The 18,953-nt window shown below is 38.8% G+C and carries 13 protein-coding genes; 11 read left to right on the forward strand and 2 right to left on the reverse strand.

Going from position 1 to position 18,953, the window contains the following annotated elements; translation table 11 throughout:
• Both J3U69_RS09415 and J3U69_RS09420 read left to right on the forward strand, forming a co-directional pair.
• Positions 1-115 (forward strand): IS3 family transposase (locus J3U69_RS09415; RefSeq protein ID WP_267413912.1); only part of this gene is annotated, 115 nt, incomplete at its 5' end.
• 423 nt (positions 116-538) lie between these two features.
• On the forward strand, positions 539-3,919 hold the full coding sequence (locus J3U69_RS09420) for an SLAP domain-containing protein (RefSeq protein ID WP_267413886.1): 3,381 nt from the start codon (positions 539-541) through the stop codon (positions 3,917-3,919).
• Positions 3,920-4,188: 269 nt separating this feature from the next.
• Here the strand turns inward: J3U69_RS09420 and lepA are convergent, their stop codons facing one another.
• Both lepA and J3U69_RS09430 read right to left on the reverse strand, forming a co-directional pair.
• Positions 4,189-6,003, reverse strand: a complete 1,815-nt coding sequence (gene lepA, locus J3U69_RS09425) for a translation elongation factor 4 (RefSeq protein ID WP_220234851.1) — start codon at positions 6,001-6,003, stop codon at positions 4,189-4,191.
• Between the two features lie 5 nt (positions 6,004-6,008).
• Positions 6,009-6,665: a TetR/AcrR family transcriptional regulator gene (locus J3U69_RS09430; RefSeq protein WP_228706360.1), complete on the reverse strand. Its 657-nt coding sequence runs from the start codon at positions 6,663-6,665 to the stop codon at positions 6,009-6,011.
• A gap of 353 nt (positions 6,666-7,018) precedes the next feature.
• Here J3U69_RS09430 and J3U69_RS09435 point away from each other — a divergent pair, with 353 nt between their 5' ends.
• The 9 genes from J3U69_RS09435 (at position 7,019) to J3U69_RS09475 (ending at position 18,894) form a co-directional block, all read left to right on the forward strand.
• Positions 7,019-7,456 carry a MerR family transcriptional regulator gene (locus J3U69_RS09435; protein ID WP_258567343.1) on the forward strand — a complete coding sequence of 146 codons (438 nt, stop codon included), beginning with the start codon at positions 7,019-7,021 and terminating at the stop codon, positions 7,454-7,456.
• A complete protein-coding gene (locus tag J3U69_RS09440; RefSeq protein ID WP_103752983.1) occupies positions 7,449-7,862 on the forward strand; it encodes a cupin domain-containing protein in 414 nt (137 codons plus the stop codon). Before J3U69_RS09435 ends, J3U69_RS09440 begins: the two co-directional genes overlap by 8 nt.
• Before the next feature lie 3 nt (positions 7,863-7,865).
• Positions 7,866-8,183 (forward strand): carboxymuconolactone decarboxylase family protein, encoded by a 318-nt coding sequence (locus J3U69_RS09445; RefSeq protein ID WP_267384765.1) that lies wholly within the window; start codon positions 7,866-7,868, stop codon positions 8,181-8,183.
• Between the two features lie 233 nt (positions 8,184-8,416).
• Entirely contained in the window at positions 8,417-11,050 is a 2,634-nt protein-coding gene (locus J3U69_RS09450) for a MucBP domain-containing protein (protein WP_267413887.1), read from the forward strand.
• A 158-nt stretch (positions 11,051-11,208) separates the two neighbouring features.
• Entirely contained in the window at positions 11,209-13,014 is a 1,806-nt protein-coding gene (locus tag J3U69_RS09455; protein ID WP_267413888.1) for an FAD-binding protein, read from the forward strand.
• A gap of 144 nt (positions 13,015-13,158) precedes the next feature.
• Positions 13,159-14,064: a LysR family transcriptional regulator gene (locus J3U69_RS09460; RefSeq protein WP_267413889.1), complete on the forward strand. Its 906-nt coding sequence runs from the start codon at positions 13,159-13,161 to the stop codon at positions 14,062-14,064.
• A gap of 207 nt (positions 14,065-14,271) precedes the next feature.
• Entirely contained in the window at positions 14,272-15,756 is a 1,485-nt protein-coding gene (locus J3U69_RS09465; RefSeq protein WP_267413890.1) for an FAD-dependent oxidoreductase, read from the forward strand.
• A 30-nt stretch (positions 15,757-15,786) separates the two neighbouring features.
• Complete coding sequence (locus J3U69_RS09470; RefSeq protein ID WP_220268565.1) at positions 15,787-17,004, forward strand: MFS transporter; 1,218 nt, start codon at positions 15,787-15,789, stop codon at positions 17,002-17,004.
• 24 nt (positions 17,005-17,028) lie between these two features.
• Positions 17,029-18,894 (forward strand): FAD-dependent oxidoreductase, encoded by a 1,866-nt coding sequence (locus tag J3U69_RS09475; protein WP_267413891.1) that lies wholly within the window; start codon positions 17,029-17,031, stop codon positions 18,892-18,894.
• Positions 18,895-18,953: the final 59 nt, after the last annotated feature.

Below are 18,953 nucleotides of genomic sequence, written 5' to 3' on the forward strand. Positions count from 1 at the left end.
AAACGAACTGGAAGAAGCAATCCAAAAATATATCAGTTACTATAACCAGCAAAGAATCAAAGTAAAACTAAAAGGACTAAGTCCGCTTGAATATCGGGCATTAGTCCTTAGTTAAAATTTATTAAACTGTCCTAATTTTGGGGTTCATATCAAAATTCTAAAATGGCTTTTTTGCTTGAATTGGTTTTATAGGTACCTATGTTCTTGGCCTTTTCGTTATTTCCTAAAAACTTTTTAAGCCTGCATATTTTCATGTATAAACTTATAATATTTAAACATTTAAAAGTAATTACTTTAATTTATATTAATGCATTAACTATGAGTTAGGTGCAATAATATCAAATGGATTAGCCGATATTAGGTTAAGAACACTATCTTGATTATAATTATCTATCCTTTTAAAACTATATTATTTTTTTTTTTTTTTGTATATAGTGTTCTAAAAATCGAAGTTTAGCATTATGATTAATGAAAATGCTTTTAGTAACAGTAGTTAAAAGCAAATGTGTAATAAAAATATGAATGAAAGGTTTAAAAAATGAATAAAAACAATTCGTATAAAAAAGTAATTGTTTCGCTATCGGGTGCAGCATTATTAACGGTTGGGCTAAGTCAGATGCCTAATAACGTTTTAAATAATACGCCTGTTCAGGTTAGTGCCGCTAAAAAGAGTAAGGTAATTGGTGCTAATTCTGCTATTTATAGATTGAAAGGCAAGAAAATGGTCAAGACCGGTACTGTTCTTAAAGTGGGCAAAAAGGTCAGTGTTTCAAGCAAAAAGACCGTCAAGGGCAAAGTTTACTATAAAATTGGCAAGAACCAATATATCAAGGCTGTAAACGTTGATGGTAAAAACCGCAACACCGCTAAAAAGACAGTTTTATATACTCGTAAAGGTAAAGTTATAAAGAGCAGTAAAATCGCTAAAGGTCAAAAAGTAACAATTTATGGTGCAGCAGTAACCATCAAGGGTAAGAAGTATTACTCAACTAAGTTAGGTTATATTAAAGCAAGTGCTTTGGCTAAGAAGGAACCGGCCATTGATAATAATGATGTCGAAAAGCCAAATGAAAATAATACAACCCCAACTGATAAACCTGATTCAGGTAATAACACAGCTTCAGCTAATAATTCTAATTCAACCAGTGTACCTAGTACTGGTGGCTCAAGCTCAACAAGTCCAAGCGTTCCAACAGTAGATCCTGTGCAAGCAGCTAAAAAGCAAGCTATCGAGAATATTACCGCTAAAGCTAAAGAAGCTCAAGACAAAATTGCAGGTAATAAGAATTTAACAGAAGAGCAACAAAGTAAGGCTAAAGCAGATATTGATAAAGCAGTAAAAGATGCAACCGATGAAAAGACTGGTACAGTTAATGCTGCTAAAACTACTGATGATGTTAAAGAAGCCGAGAAAGATGCAACTTCTGTAATTGACGAAGCAGTAAATAAAGCAAATGATGAAGCTGCTAAGAATTTTCAAGATGCTAAGGACGCAGCTGTTGGTAAGATTAAAGATGCAGCTAAAGAAGCCGAAGACAAAATTGCTGGTAACAAGAATTTAACAGAAGAGCAACAAAGTAAGGCTAAAGCAGATATTGATAAAGCAGTAAAAGATGCAACCGATGAAAAGATTGGTGCAGTTAACGCTGCTAAAACTACTGATGATGTTACAACAGCTGAGGGTAAAGCGACTGATGCAATTGACAACGCAGTAAAAGATGCAAATGCATTGGCTGATAAGAACCTACAAGATGCTAAGGATACAGCTGTCAAAGATATTAAAGAAGAACAAGATGATGCTGTTAACTTAGTTAAGAGTAGTCCATTAACAGATGATGAAAAGCAAACTGCCATCAATCAAATTGAAGATATTGTTAAGGCCGCTTTAGGTGAGCAAAAAGATGGTAAGAGTGGCTCAATTAATGATGCTAAGACTTTAGCTGACGTTAAAAAGGCCGTAAACGAAGCAAAAGCAAATTGTGAATTAGTTGGAAACAAGTTAGTTTCAAATGACTTGGCAAAACAGGAAGGCGATTTTGTAACCAAGGCTGTAGCCAAGTTAGATGACGGTGACGCTAAGACGGCAGCACCAGATAAAATTACTAAAGCTGTAAAAGATGCTAAAGACGCAATTGCAAGTGCTAAATCGCAAGCTGATCTTGATAAGGCAGAAGCTGATTTCCAAAATGCACTTAACGATGCAGTACCATTTGCTAAGCAGCAAGAATATGCTATTGACACAATTAATAATGCGGTCAAAACAGCTAAAGACGAAATTAATAACGATGACTGGATGTCAGAAGATGAGAAGAATGCAACACTTTCTGAAATTGACACTGTTGTTAAATTAGCTTTAGGTGAAAACCAAGATGGCACTAGTGGTGATGTTCATGATGCCACAACAACGAGTGATATTTTTACAGCCGTGAACACTGTTTTAGCTACTTGCAGAGTAAAACAAACTAGTGACTCACTAAAGAAACAACAAGAAGCAGCTATCAAAGAAATTAACCAAGCAGCTGGTGATGCAATTCAAGCAGTTAATGACACGCCTGCATCAGCAGAAAATAAACAAGCAGCTATCGATAGAATTAATGCTATTGTTAAGAATGCATTGGGTGAGCAAAAAGATGGCTCAACAGGTGATATCCATGATGCCAAATCTGGAAGTGAAGTTATCGTAATTAAGAATAAGGCTATCAATGCATGTAAATTAGAAGAAGATAAATTGACTTCTAGTGAACTTGTAAGCCAAGTGTCAGACTTTGCTTCTAAATCCGCTACAAAGATGGACGATGGTGATGCTAAGACGGCAGCACCAGATAAAATTACTAAAGCTGCTAAAACAGCTAAAGACGCAATTGCAAGTGCTAAATCGCAAGCTGATTTTGACAAAGCAGAAGCTGATTTCCAAAATGCACTTAACGATGCAGTACCATTTGCTAAGCAGCAAGAATATGCTGTTGATACAATTAAAAAAGCAGCTGAAGATGCTAAGACAGTAATCAATAATAATGCTAATCTATCAAAAGACGAAAAGGATGCAGCACTTTCTAAAATTGATACTGTTGTTAAAGTAGCTTTAGGTGAAAAGCAAGATGGCACTAGCGGTGATGTTCATGATGCCAAAACAACGAGTGACATTTTTACGGCCGTAAATATGGTTTTAGCTACTTGCGAATCAGGGAAGACTGATAGTTCATTAAAAGAGCAGAAGGATGCAGCTATTAAGGAAATTAATCAAGCAGCTGATGATGCAATTCACACAGTAACTGGCTCGCCTGCATCAAAAGAAAATATGGAGGCAGCTGTTGATAGAATCAATGCTATCGTTAAGGATGCGTTGGGTGAACAAAAAGATGGCTCAGCAGGCAGTATCCATGATGCCATTTCAGAAGATGAAATTAATAACATTAAAGAACAAGTTGCTAAGGAATGTGAATTAGCAGGAAAGAAATTAGCTTCTAGTGAACTTGTAAGTCAAGTGTCAGACTTTACTTCTAAGTCTGTTGCCAATATGGATGATGGTGACGCTAAGACGGCAGCACCAGATAAAATTGCTAAAGCTGTCAAAGATGCTAAAGACGCAATTGCAAATGCTAAGTCGCAAGCAGAGCTTGACAAGGCAGAAACCGATTTCCAAAATGCACTTAACGATGCAGTGCCATTTGCTAAGCAACAATCATATACTGTTGATTCAATTAATAATGCAGTTAAGGCAGCTAAGGATAAGGTTAAGAATGATGGGTTGCTAACAGATTCTGATAAGGAAGAGAAACTTGCCCAGATTGATGCTGTAGTTAAGGCAGCTTTAGGTGACCAAAAAGACGGTACTAACGGTGATGTTCACGATGCTACAACTACAAACGATCTTTTATTAGCTCAAAACTCTGTTATCACTGTCTGCGATCGAATCTAATTAATTAAGAAGTAACTACGCTTAATTAATAATATTATCAAGTATTACTAAGAGAGCTTGATAATCTAGCACTAGGCCAAAATGGCCTAGTGCTTTTTTTGTTGCATTATTTACTAGTAAAGTTCAATTTTAAAACAGTGTTTTATTTGAGACGAAAAAAGTCCTGTTAAAAACAGGACTTTGAACAAATATTATGCCAAAACTTTGGCAATGATTATTTTTGCTGACGCATAGCTTGGTAAAAAAACATGCCAGTTATTTTGGCTTTTTTAATTTTCTGAATCTAAATTTAACACGGCGTCAAATACGCTTTGAGGAAGTTTTATATCACTGCGGGCTGCTTGTCGTTTGTTCAAGCTTTGTCTGCGCAATAATTGTTGCTTTTTGGAAATGCTGCGCTTTTCACCGTTAACTGCTGCATTTTTGCGTAAAGGCGGAACGTCAACTCTGGCAATTGCTTTGTTTTCCACAATTGCTTGCACAGGCATCGGGTAAAGTCTTCGTGGAACGGTATACTTTAATTTTTCCACTAATTTATGTGCTATTTGGGCAGCATTTTGTCGTGGGACTAAGATATCCAGTGCATCTACCGGAGCGTAATTAATTTGAATCTGAATTTTGACTACGTCAACTAGTTCAAAGTCAAGAAATTCAGTATCCAAAGTGGCATAACCATGCGTAATTGACTTAAGGCTGTTGAAAAAGTTATAGGCAATTTCGGAAACAGGCAACTTATAGGTAAGTGTGACTAGTTCCTGTTGATTATCTAAATCCACCATTTCACCAAAATGTTGTTCACATAATTTCATAACCGCACCTAAATAGTCATTAGGAGTTGTTATTACGGCTTTAACGTAAGACTCAGTGACGTAATCAATTTTCGCAAAGTCGGGAAATTTGGCCGGATTAGTAATGGTTAAATACTCTTTTCTGGCATCGGGCTCCTTGAGGTAAACGTGGTAAGTAGCGTTGGGAGCGGTGGTCAAGACCTCAACGTTATATTCATCATGCAACCGTTCTTGGATGATCTGTAAATGGAAAATTCCTAAAAAACCGCAACGAAATCCCGCATCTAGGGCTTCTGACTGCTCTGGCGTGTAATGAAAAGCTGCATCGTTAAGAGCTAATTTGCTAATAGCTTGCTTTAATGCTTCATAACTTGTTCCCTCTTTAGGATAAAGCCCCGCATAAACCATTGACTGTGGTGGTTGAAAGTTAGGTAAGGCCTCTTGGGTGGGATGCTCAAAGTCTGTGATGGTTTCGCCCACCTGAATGGCATTGATGTCCTTGAGTCCAGTAACCAAATAGCCTACTTCACCAGTTTTTAGGGTTTTAACTGCTTGCATGTTAGGACGATAGATTCCGACAGTCTGGGCAGTGAATGTGCTATTTTCATTCATCAGCAATAATTTTTGTCCCGCTTGCAACTGACCCGCAATCAGCCTAATTTCCGCAATAATACCTTGGTAAGGATCGTATTGGGAATCAAAAACTAAAGCTTTTAGCGCTTGGTCATTGCCTTCAGCTGGTGCAGGAATTCGCTGATAAATAGCCTCAAGAACTTGGTGAACATTTTGCCCGGTTTTAGCAGAAATTTTTAAGATCTCGGTATCTTTAAATTCTGGTCGAAGTGCCCGCAATTGTGCTTCGGTAGCTGCAACATCGGCTGAAGCACTATCGATCTTATTAATGACGGGAATAATTGTGAGTTTGTGTTTAACAGCCAGTCGAAGGTTGGCAATCGTCTGTGCCTGCACTCCTTGGGTTGCATCTACTAGTAAAATTGCACCATCGGTAGCCGCCAAGCTCTTTGAAACTTCGTAGGAAAAATCAACGTGTCCTGGCGTATCAATTAGGTTGTATTCATATTCTTGACCATCATCGCCATGGTAAAAATTGCGGACGGAGCGTGATTTAACGGTTACTCCGTGTACCTGTTCAACTTCCATGCTATCCAAAAGCTGCGCACTAAGTTCACGTTCACTAACCGTTTCTGTTTGTTCCATAATGCGATCAGCCAAAGTAGATTTACCGTGGTCAATATGGGCAATAATCGCAAAGTTTCTAATATTTGCAGTTTTCATTTAAGTTAATCCTCCAGTTCTTGTTGCAATCCCTGTAAATAAAACTTTAATAACTGATTTGCTTCTGTTTCCAGATCAATTTGAAAAACTTTGAAGTCGACCGGTAATTGATCATGATTAAATTCATCGAGGTTCATCATGTTCATCAAGCCACTAATGATGGCACTTTGAATGACAAAAAGGTGACTAGCATCTTTGACGGATAATTCGGGTATTCGGGATGCAATTGCACGCCCTAGGTCACGGTTAATTTGATACAATTTTTGGCGGCCAAGCAGGGTCTGCTCACGATCAGCAGCTGCTTCTAAAATTGGTCCCCGAAGAGCGTTTAGCCGCAATAAATCTGCTTTTTGGTGAATCAACAAGTGATTTTCAGTTGTTAAAAAAGTGGTTAACTCGTTCCATGTAGTTAATCCAGGCTTTTCTTGCCAGCGCTTGAGAACTTCTTGTAAATAGTCTTGGTAGCCTGAAAGAAGCAGGTACATGAAGATATTTTCTTTTGTCTTGAAGTAGTTAAACAGTGTGCCCTTGGCAACACCAGATTCACGGGCAATTTGCGCCATTGAAATGGCATTAAAATTATGTTTTTGGAACAGCTTGCTTGCAGATGCCGCAATTAGCTGCTTTTTTGCTAGTTTTTCTGCTGGCGTTAAGACATGCATCATATTCTCCTTTTTTCAATAATGACCACCGGTCATTTTACAAATGTTTTCTCTTTTGTGCAAGTTACAATTTGCTAAGAAAACGCTTGACTTAAAGTGCACTTTAAGGCTTATTGTAATTATTAAGAGCTAAAAAATGATTGAAAAATAATCATTTTTAACTCGCTTGCAGGGCTATTTTGTTTTAACTGCGTGCACTGCCAATAGCAGTTATGAGAAAGGCCGCTATTTCAGTGTAGCTGGCAAACAGCAATATCTGCTTGGCGTTAGTATTTTCTATGTAAATGTCTTCGACCTAAATAAATTTAGTATTGAAGTAATTAACAAATGGTTAACCAAAGATGGATGAATTAATGACTAATGAAAAAAAGTACCACATCGGTGAATTTAGTAAAATGGTGGGTCTTTCTTCCGCCACCCTTCGGTATTATGAAAGTGAGGGCCTGCTGGTACCGCAACGTGACCGCCAGGGGCAACGCTTTTATACCGAGGCTGATCGGGATTGGCTGCTCTTTTTGTTGCACCTCAAAGGTACGGGCATGACAATTAGCGAATTAAAAAAATACATTGCGCTGCGCGCTCAGGGAGATCAAACAATTCCGGAACGTTTAGCTCTATTAAAAAGAGTCCAGCAGAATGCCGAACAGCAGGTTAATGAACTACAAAATAATTTAAAGGTATTAAAGCATAAAATTGCTTGGTACGAGGGCAAGCAAAGTCATCAGATTGCCGCAAGTGAAACCTTTGCGGCATATTTAGCAAAAATAAAGGAGAAGAATCAAAATGGATAATCATGAGCAAGAAGTTAAAAATGGTCTTTTTGCACTGGGCGACAAAAATGAAGCCTTTCAAAAATACTTCATTGGTCAAAGCTATTTGCAAAATTTGGTGAATGATCCAGACCTTAATGTTGGTGTAGCTAATGTCAGCTTTGAACCAGGGTGTCGCAATAACTGGCACAAGCACAATAACGGTTTTCAAATTTTGTTAGCTACGGCTGGTGAAGGCTGGTATCAAGAAGAAGGCCAGCCGGCCCGCAAATTGCATCCAGGAGATGTTGTGGTTGTTCATGATGGTGTTAAGCATTGGCATGGTGCAACCAAGAATAGTTGGTTTGCACACTTGGCAATAACTGCGGGAACACCAGAATGGCTTGAACCAGTGACAGATGAAGATTATGAACAATTGGAGGATTAAAAAATGAAAAAACAAACAGCAGGCCGTGACAATTTAGGTAAATTTGCTCCTAAATTTGCGGAATTAAATGATGACGTATTATTTGGCGAAGTTTGGTCACGCGAGGAGCAAATGTCGGCCCGTGACCGGAGTTTGATTACGTGTGCTGCCTTAATGGCTCAGGGTTTGTATCCCCAGTTAAAGGCACATATGTCAATAGCAAAAACTAATGGGGTAACCAAAGAAGAAATGGTTGAATTAATTACCCACTTGGCCTTTTATTGTGGTTGGCCCAAGGCCTGGTCAGCTTTTGATTTGGCTAAAGACGTTTACGGCGAATAAAAAAACACGATTATTCATAACTAGAATAGCTACTTTTTAATGCATTGCTTGGCTTTATTGATTCAAGCAGTGCATTTTTTATGGATAAAATCAATTGATTACAGTAAAAATAGTTGATAACCAAGATGATTAGTGCATATTTAATCAAATAAATTTCGCACATGCTAAAATGAAATTGTAGTTAATATATTACTATTTATAAAATGCTATTCGTGTATATAGGAAGCCCGAAAATGAATAATAAAGATAAAGTTGTAGATTGGAAAAAGGCGCCATCCTTAGGAATAATTTTATTAAGTCTAGCTTTGTTCTGCTTATTTGCTGCTATTCCGGAAAAAGTAGACGCTGCTGTAAATTCACCTAAAGTAATAGTGCAAAAACAGTCTAAAGATAAAGTGAAAAAACAGAAAAAAGCTAAGCTGGTCCCGGTGACTGCGGCCGAAAATACTGCCGTAAAGGACAAAAGTACTACCGCTAATGAAGCTAAACAGCCTTTAAGTACTGACGATAGCGAGATTAAGCCGCAAGATAGTGCGCAACCATTTGCTACTAGTTTTAAATGGCATGGTCTTTCCTGGCAATATGATGACAATAGTAAAACGGCCACCATTCTTGGTGGAGAAGCCAAACTTGTTTATGATCCAAATGAATATCTTTCTAGCCTTGTTTCTAGCAACACTAAAACAATTAAAATAGCCGCTCCCTTGAAGGTAAGCGGTGATACTACGAACCTATTTAACTTCTTTACTAATGCAACTAGTATCGATTTAAGTAATTTAGATACTTCTCAGCTGAAATCAATGGCTTCGCTGTTTGAAAATTGTAAGTCGCTAACTAATATTACTTTTGGCAATATAGATACTTCTAATGTAAGTGATATGTCTTCAATGTTTAAAAATTGTCGAGCTTTAACTAGTTTAGACTTAAGTCATTTTAATACTGCTCAAGTAACCACGATGTCTTCAATGTTTGATTCCTGTTCATCTTTAACCAGTTTAGATTTGAGTCATTTTGATACCACCCAAGTTAGGAATATGTCGATGATGTTTTCACAAGATTACAGTTTAACCCAACTTGACGTAAGCCATTTTGATACCGCCCAAGTTAGGGATATGTCGATGATGTTTTCACAAGATAACAGTTTAACCAAACTTGACGTAAGCCATTTTAATACTGCCCAGGTAACGACAATGGCTAATATGTTTGGTTATTGTCAAAAATTGAAAACAATTAATGTGAATAATTTTAATACTTCAAACGTTCAAGACTTTTCTGGGGTATTTGTTAGCTGCTATAGTTTAACAGATTTGGACATCAGCAATTTTGATATGAGTAAGGTTATGAACGCTCAAGGCAGATATCGGGCAAATATGCTAGCTGGCTTAAGCAACTTAGTTACGCTAAAGCTAGGTCCCAAAAATTATCTTGTAACTGCGAATATTGAATTGCCAGGTACTTGGCGCAATGTCGGCGAAAATGGGACGATAGATCTGCCACAAGGAAATAAGAGTTGGTCATCGCAAGATTTACAGAATAATTATGATGGTACTAAGGATGCAGATACTTATGTCCGTTTTGCCACTTTAAAAATTACCTATCATAACCAAGCAGGCAAAGAAATTTCACCAGCAGACACAATATACGGTCGTGTAGGGACAAATTACAGCACTAAGGCCAAAGACATTCCTTATTACCAATTAGATGAAACAAATATACCATACAATAGTGAGGGAACTTATAATGGCGATGATATCAATGTTGACTATATTTATCTCTCTACCGCTAAACCGGTTACCGTTAAATATCAGGATGTCCAAGGAAAACAAATTGCCCAAGACGTAGTCCTGACAGGTGAAGGTGGCACAACATATACTAGTGTAGCTGTTAAAATTGATGGTTATACGCTTAAAACAACGCCAGAAAATGCTACCGGGATATTTACCGATCATGAGCAAACAGTGATTTATATTTATACCAAAGATCCGGTCAAAGCAGGTAACGTGATTGTGCGCTATCAAGATGAAGCTGGTCACTCAATTCACTCCGATATTATCTTAACGGGTTATATTAATGATTCCTATAGCAGTACCGCAATTCCAATTGAAGGTTATAGTTTAAAAACTGCACCAGAAAATCCCACGGGTCAATTTACCAATAAAGAACAAACTCTTATTTACGTCTATACTAGAAACCCGCTGTCAGTTGCTAACGTAACGGTCCACTATCAAGATGAGAAGGGCAAGCCAGTTGCCACAGATGTCATTTTGGGCGGCATTATCGGAACGCAGTATCAGAGTTATCCGTTGGTCATTAATGGTTATCAGCTCAAGACTACACCGGCTAATGCCTCAGGTACTTTTACGAATCAAAAGCAAGACGTAGTTTATGTTTACGCCAAAGATGCCAGTGCTAATAGCACTGCTGGGGGTCAAGGCGGCGGAACAGTGATCATTGCGGCTCCAAGCACAAGCACTGGCAAAGACAACAGCGGTGACTCAAATGATGCTAAAATCAAGCTTCCTGTTAGCAAGGCGGTTATGCATAATTCATATATTTATAATGAAAAAGAAGAAAGAATAGCTGGATGGCTGGGACAAGGTACAGTGATTAATACCTATGGAACGAAGCTTATTAATAACCGTAAGTATTATGTGCTGGCTAATAATGAATATGTTAGGGCTACTAATATTGATGGCGTTGTGCGTAAATTACGTCATAATGCTTACGTATTTAATCAAGCTGGTAAAAAAATTAAACTCTTAAAGCGGCATCAAGCTTGTCGAACTTACGGAGCAGCTGTTAAGAGACATGGCAAATTATTCTATCTTATTGGCAAAAATAGACTTGTTAAAAAGGCCAACTTCTAACAAATAATGATTTCCTAGTTTTAATATTTAATTGAGTAAAATCGTTCGTTTAAAAAACGGACGATTTTTTAAATAGTAAGGTTGCTAAAAAGATATTTGTGATAAAATTAACTTATTAATTTAATGAAAGTGATTACATAGTAAAGAAGGAATCAATCATGATTTATCAAAAAGACATCAAGTGGGATGCCAATTATGATGTTATTGTACTAGGTTTTGGCGGTGCTGGAGCAACAGCTGCACGCTTTGCCGCTGATAATGGTGCAAAAGTACTGCTTGTCGATGTTGCACCTGAAGGTCATGAAGGTGGCAATACTCGTTATTCGGCCCAGTTAATTGGTACGGGTAATGACTTTAATGAATTAAAAAAATATTATCAGAGTCTGACGGCACCGATGTCACTTGATGAAGAGATGATCGATACCTATGTTGCAGGAATGGTGGATATTCCTAATTATGTTACTAAATATTTAGGCGTAAAACCTTGCAGCGCTAAAAATTATGCCCCTGAAGCCCGCTATGCGTTTGAGGAATTCCCAGAATTTCCAGGTTCGACTTCATATGATTTTACTACCGTACGCGAGTCATGGTTTGACGCTGCACTTTGGAAAATTTTAAAAGAAGAGGTCGTTAAGCGCCAAGATCAAATTGATGTGATGTATGAGACCCCGGCTAAGGAATTAATTCAGGACCCAGTCAGTCGCAAGATTGAAGGTGTCTTGATTGAGCGCAAGCATCAGCTGCTTAAAGTGCAAGCCAAGACCGGTGTGGTTATGTGTACCGGCGGTTTTGAAAATAACCAAACAATGATTGAAGATTTTATTGGCGCTAAAAAACTAGCCCCTCTTGGCACCCTGTACAATAAGGGTGATGGCATCAAGATGGCTCAGCAAGTTGGCGCTGATTTCTGGCATTTATACAACTACGAATCTTTAGGTTTGCTACACGGGATGGCATTTGCCGTACCAAAAGGTGAGCGTGGCCGCCTAATGCTGGGTAAGCAAAATGAAGTAGTTGCTCATGGCAGTTCGTTTGTTGTGGGTGATGACGGTACCAGATACTTTAACGAAGCGGAAGAGAATCGTCACGGTCACATTAAGAACCATGGTCAGTGGAAAGTGCCGCTCAACCAAGAACACCCTTATTTGATTTTTGATAAAGCTAAAAAAGCTGAATTAGACCAAGATCCAATTATTGGCAACTATCAGCCTTATACAGATAATGTTATTGAGGCCGCAACGATTGGCGAGCTAGCAGAAAAGATTGGTGTTACAAAAGCCACCTTGGAAGATACACTTGCTCGCTTTAACCAGGCATGCCAAGCAGGCAATGATCCTGAATTTCGCCGGGACCCAAAGACTTTGCGGGCATTTACTGCAGGTCCGCTTTATGCCGTGCGCATGGAACAGACAATGCTAAACACGCAAGGTGGTGCGAGAAGAAATAAGGAAGCCGAAGTTCTCGATACTAAGGGCAAGGCCATTCCTCACCTATATTCTGCAGGTGAATTTGGTGGTATTTGTGCTAACCAGTATCAAGGTGGTAACAACTTAGCCGAATGTTTGATTTGGGGTAAAATTGCCGGTGAAAATGCAGCCAAAGCTAAAGATGATGTGACGGTTGACGCTGCTAGTGGTGCATCAACACACGACGTCCACTTGAATTCAGACCTTGAGCATGAAGACTATCCAACTGGCAAGGATCAATACATTGGTAGGTCCAATGGCGGCATGGGTGGCGAAATCGTTGTTCGGGTCACTGCCGATAAGCAAAAGAATTTACAAAACATTGAGGTTCTCAAGCAGGCCGAATCAGAAGATTATGGTCTAAAGGCAATCAAAACCATGCCAGCCGAAATGGTTAAGGAAAACAAGGTTGATGTCGATGCCGTCTCGGGCGCATCGAGCACTTGTCGCGGATTAAAAGCTGCGGTTAACGATGCCTTAGATAAGATTGATCAATAAATAACAAAAAAGGGATTAGCGCAAACTAGTTCCTTTTTTTATGTCCAATTGTTTTTAGGAAAAAATACTATTTATATATGTATCAGTAGTATAATTTGGGTAGATAAGTTAAAAAAACAGAGGATAATTGAATAGGATAAGAAAATGAACTTTACCCAATTACGTTGCTTCATTAAAGCAGTTGACAACTCCAGTTTTACAATTGCCGCTGAGCGGTTGAATTTTTCCCAATCGGCTGTTTCTAAAAACATTAAGGATTTAGAAAATACAATCGGTGTTACCCTGATTAACCGGGCCCATCACCGCATTTCATTGACTAATGCCGGTAAATATTTTTACCGCGTGGCTCGAAATGTTGTTGATGATATGGACTACACGGTGGCTTATTTACAAAGCCAAAAGAATAATCCCGAGACGCTTTTGCGGATTGGTGTTTGTGATACGCCCTTAGAACAAAAAATTTTACCTATTTTCTTGCGCAAATTGCGTAAGTCAGGCAGTAACCTGAACGTGCAATTTGTTTTTGTACTTAATAATTCAATTGGTGAATTATTGAATCACCACGTAGATTTGTGTGCTATTGCGCGTGATGATGTTGATATAGTTGAAGATGTTAAATTTAAACCTTTAATTCAAGGCAAATTTGTTTTGGCATGCCCGAATGATTCACCGTTATCTGAAAAAAAATTAATTACTTTAAAAGATCTAAAGAATACCAATATTTTTTTATTAGATCCTAATAGTTCCTTAAATGTTCAAATGAGATATCAGGATATCCTTATCAAGAATATGGGAATGGATCATATTAAATTTGTTCAAGATTTTTTGGCAATGGATATTTACGTCAAGGCAGGCTGGGGATATGGAGTATTGCCTAATTTTATAGTTGATGGTAGCGCTAAAGATATTTCTTACATTCCAATTGATTACCATGATATATCTCCTTATGGGATTGCTTATATGGCATCGTTTACAAATGAGTCAATATTAAAGCAAGTAGTTAAAATTTTAAGAGAAACAATTACTGAATTTTTACCTAGAGGAAAATAATTACATACAAATAGTGTTATTTAAGCAGTTCTTGCAATATGCATCTTTTGTTGCCATTGCAAGTATTTTTTTAGAAGCGAACCATGAGATCGATGTTCTCTATTCCATTTAGTAATCTTGAATTCTAATATTAGTGCAGAAATCCATTAGATAAATAGTATTATGAAAGCGATTAAAGGATTTGCATTAAGAAGTGAGGGATAAAAAATGGAAAATACTTTTGATGTTATTATCGCTGGCGCAAGTAACGCTGGTGGTATGGCAGCTTGTGCAGCTGCTGAAAAAGGAGCTAAAGTTCTCTTGATTGATAAGCAAGGAAGCTCACAGTTTCTTTACCGTTCTTTCTTTGCAGCACTTGATAGTAATGCTCAAAGAAGAGCCGGAATCAAAGTAGACAAAGCTAAGTTGATGAACTTCTTAACTTTATTCTTCCAAGACAATGTTGATGAACGACTTTTATGGACTTGGGCTAACCACGCTGATGAAACAGCTAACTGGCTTGAAGACAATATCTTAAGGCCAAATGGCGGAGTTTTAAGACCACAAAAGGATGCTTACTATGAATCAATTGTTAACACTGCCTTTAATACTGAACTAGCAATTGCCACCCCAGAAAACGGCTGGGCTCATTATGGTGATTGGATGATCGATAAGGTTAAGGAACTTGGCGTAACACTTAAATATAATACCAAGCTAGAAGAATTAATTACCGATGATAGTGGTGCTGTAACTGGTGTTATTACTAGTGACCGTGATTCAGGCGCAAAGACTGAATATCATGCAAATAAAGGTGTCATCATTTGTACCGGTGGTTATGGTGCTAACGTCGAATTGATGAAGAAGTGGGATCCACTTGGCTATAAGAAGAATGTTTATTCAGATGGCCCTCGGGATGATGGTTCAGGTATTCTAGCTGGTCTAAAAGTTGGGGCAGCAAGGGATGAAGAACCAGCAGAAATCATTTTTGATCGTGGTGCCGTTCCCGTTGGAACGAAGGCTGAAGATCATTATGAGATTGACTTTAAGGGTCCTGGCTATTTCTGGATGGGTGCTTATCCATTGCTTAAAGTCAACCTGAAGGGTGAGCGCTTTGGCAATGAAAGTGTTCCTTACCAATTTGATATCAACGCAATGGCTAAACAACCTGGTTACTTAGAAGCCCAAATTTGGTCAGAAGACACAATGGATCACTTGGACCAATTTAGAACTCAAGGTTGTTCACGGCTGGGCTGGCCAGGTATTTACAATACTGAAGAAAATAAGGCTGAGATTCAACGTCGAATTGATGACGGTATGGTCCAAAAAGCCGATACGCTTGAAGAATTGGCTGAAAAATTGCAATTACCAGCAGACAAGTTGGTCAGCACGGTTAAACGCTATAACGAAATGTGTGCAAACGGTGTTGATACCGACTTTGGTAAAGAAAAATTCAGACTATTCCCAGTTGATAAAGCACCTTACTATGGCGTCATTATGGGTGGACGTCTTCTTGCAACACTTGATGGTTTGCGGATCAATACCAAAATGGAAGTTATTGATAAAAATGGTGACCCGATTCCACATCTTTATGCTGCTGGTAATGCAAGTGGTGGTTTCTTCTGGGGCAGCTATCCAGACAGAGTTCCAGGTTTAACTTGCAGTCACGCTCAGACCTTCGGTCGTTTAGCAGGTCAATACGCTGCGGAAAATTAGTTTTTATATTACAAAAGGAGATTAAGAATCATGGAAGAAAAACAATTACCTAAGCTTTCTAGCTACCGATGGGTAATTTTGGCAATTATATCTTTAATGGATGCTACTAGTAGTTATATTCAATATCAAATTTCTGCCTTGGCTACTCAGGTTATGCCGGCTTTGCATATTGCACCAGCTCAATTCCAAAGTCTGTTAATGGCACCGATGTTTGTTGCAGTTTTCCTTAGTATTCCTGCTGGATCATTGGGTGATAGATATGGCACTAAGAAAATTGTTACTTTTGGTTGTTTTGTTTCAATTATTGGTGCTTATGGTCGTTTAATAGCTACTAATTTTGCTACGATGATGATTATGCTGCTACTTTTTGGAGTTTACATGGCACTTTTAAGTGCCAATGCATTAAAAATTTTTGGTACGTGGTTTAAACAAGATACTAAGCTAGCTATGGGTGTATTCTTCGCATCAGCTAGTATCGGTATTATGCTAACGCAATTAACTTCTCATATGTTTCCCAGTGTTAAAGCAGCATATATTTTCTCATCTTCTCTGTTATTGGTATTAACAATTTGCTGGATTTTCTTTGTTAAGGAAAATCCAGATGGTGAAAAAGTACCGCCAGAAAAGGTTCAGCAAGGTAAACCTGAATCAGCAATGAAATATTTTAAGGTTGTAGCTCATAGTAAGAAAACTTGGTTAGTTGGTCTTGCTGGTGGGCTGGGTGTTGCCGCTAGTGAAAGTTTTTCTGGCATTTTACCACAAGCTTTTGCTGCTCGTGGTATGGCACCTGCGGCTGGTAGTATGATAGCAGCTATTGCTACTATCGGTAGCTTGTGTGGTTCACTATTTGGGCCAGGACTTATCAACAAAGCTAAGAAAGCTAAGCCCTTAATGATTGTGCTCACTCTCATCGGTGGTATTTTAATGGCACTCACTTGGTTTATACCTTTAGGTTGGCCACTAACTATTGCTCTAATTCTTGGAGGCTTATTTGGTGCTATGACAGGTCCAATTATGAATTCAATGCCTATTCAATTTCCTGAAGTTGGTCCTAAATATGCAGGAAGTGCTGGGGGACTTGTAAGTACAGTTTCATTACTTCTCTCATCATGCCTTCCCACAGTAATTGGACTAATAGCAGGTAGAAATTATGAATTAACATTTATAATTCAAGGACTATTTTTTGCAATTACAGCTATTATAATTGCAATTTTACCAGATGCAAATGGTGGTCGTATTCGTGGGTAAATGTTGAATGAAAGGAATTTTATCATGGCAAAAAAGATTACTGATAAGCCGGGGAAGTACACCGGTTCCGGTCAGGGTAAGGAGAGTCAAATCAACCTTGAAGTAGAAGTTGATGAGGACAAGATTGTTAGCGTTAAGCCATTAGATCAATATGCTCCTGATAGCCTTGCCGACAATGCTTTTCACAAGATGGCTCAAAAGATTGTTGATCATCAATCAGCCGACGTTGACGTCGTTTCCGGTGCTTCGGAAACTTCACGCGGCATTATTGAGGGCGTTAAAGAGGCCTTGAATAAGGCAGCAGTTGACTTTACTGCTTTAAAAGAAAACAGTGCGCAAAGTCAAACGGAAACACAAGAAGTAATTGACGTTGATGTTGCAGTTGTTGGTGCTGGTGGAGCAGGCGCTGCTGCCGCTTTAGCAGCACGCCAGCACGGCGCTCGTGTTGCTTTAATTGAAAAAACAATCTCGCCACTTGGTGCCAGTACTTTTGCCGGTGGGATGTTTGCCGGCGATAGCCAACAACAAAAAGAGCAAAATGCAGTTGTATCAAAGAAGTGGCTCTATGATGAATATATGGATGCTTCACAAGGCTATATGAATTCAATTCTTGTTCGCCGCATCATTGATGAATCAGGCAAAACTGTCGACTGGCTGAATGAAAACGGCGCAATCATGAAATTGGTTGATGCCGGAACCGGAGGTAGTTTTGACCACATTGGTATGCCAGCTACTCTTCATGGCTATCAAGAAGGCGGAACTAAGGCCGTTACCAAGTTGATTGAGAAGTTTAAGTCAATTGGCGGGCAAATGTATTTTGGTTTTGCTGGGCAAAAGCTCTTGCAGGATGCTGATGGTAAAGTCATCGGTTTAATTGCACAGGGTGATGATAAAGAGCTTCATGTCAATGCTAAAAAAGTGATTATCGCTACAGGCGGTTTCGGCGGTAATCCGCAAATGCGTAAAGAATACTTGGGTGATGTTAGCACCCAAGGACAAGTTTTACAAAACACCGGTGATGGTCTAAACATGGCCTGGGATGCTGGTACTGCGCACCATATTAATGGTTCAACGCATTATTTCTGGCAAACTTTCAGTAATGAAGATATTGGTGCAATGGCAAAATTAGTTGGTCCTAACTGGATGCCAGTTAACGCTTTGGCCGATTTTCCAAACCTCCGGGTCAATAACCGTGGCCAACGTTATGCCAGTGAAACTCACGCTTTGGACTTTGCGGTTCATGGAGCTGAGCTGTCCGAGCAGCCTAAGCAGACTGAATATGTCATCTTTGATCAGGCCATGCTTGATAAGATTAAAGAAGGCGGCATGGTCGCAATTGAAGACCATTATGGCAAGTGGAAGAATAAGCGCCAGTTCTATATGGAATTCAATTTCCCAACTGACACTGAGGAAAGTATCAAGCACGAACATGAAAAGACAGACTTTACCTCATTATTAAACAAGCTAAGTTCAACTAATGTTGTCTTTATTGGTGACACAATTGCGGAACTTGCAGAAAAAATGGGCGTCAATCCGGAGAATTTGCAAAAGTCCGTTGATCAATATAATGCTGCGAAGAAAAAGGGTGAAGATGAATTATTCTTCTCCGATACCAAGCGAATGATTCCTGTTGAAAACGGCCCATTTTACGCAGTTAAGTATATTGCACGTAACCTTGGAACTCTCGGTGGTGCTACAATTGATGAAAAGATGCATGCTCTAGCACCAAGTGGCGAGCCTGTTCCTAATCTTTATGTAGCGGGTGCTGATGCTTCCGGAATGTATGGTAAGGCGTATGTTGACTTTGAAGGTGGAACTTTAGGTTTTGCTTACATTTCAGGACGCCTAGCCGGAATCGATGCAGCTGAAACTGCTAAAGAGGGTAAATAGTTTAAAAAAGCATGTACAGATTTACTGAAAATTTGTATGTGCCTTTTTGGTCAAAGGAG

Origin of the sequence: Lactobacillus sp. B4026 (assembly GCF_026535825.1) — a bacterium.
Classification (GTDB): Bacteria; Bacillota; Bacilli; order Lactobacillales; family Lactobacillaceae; genus Lactobacillus; species Lactobacillus panisapium.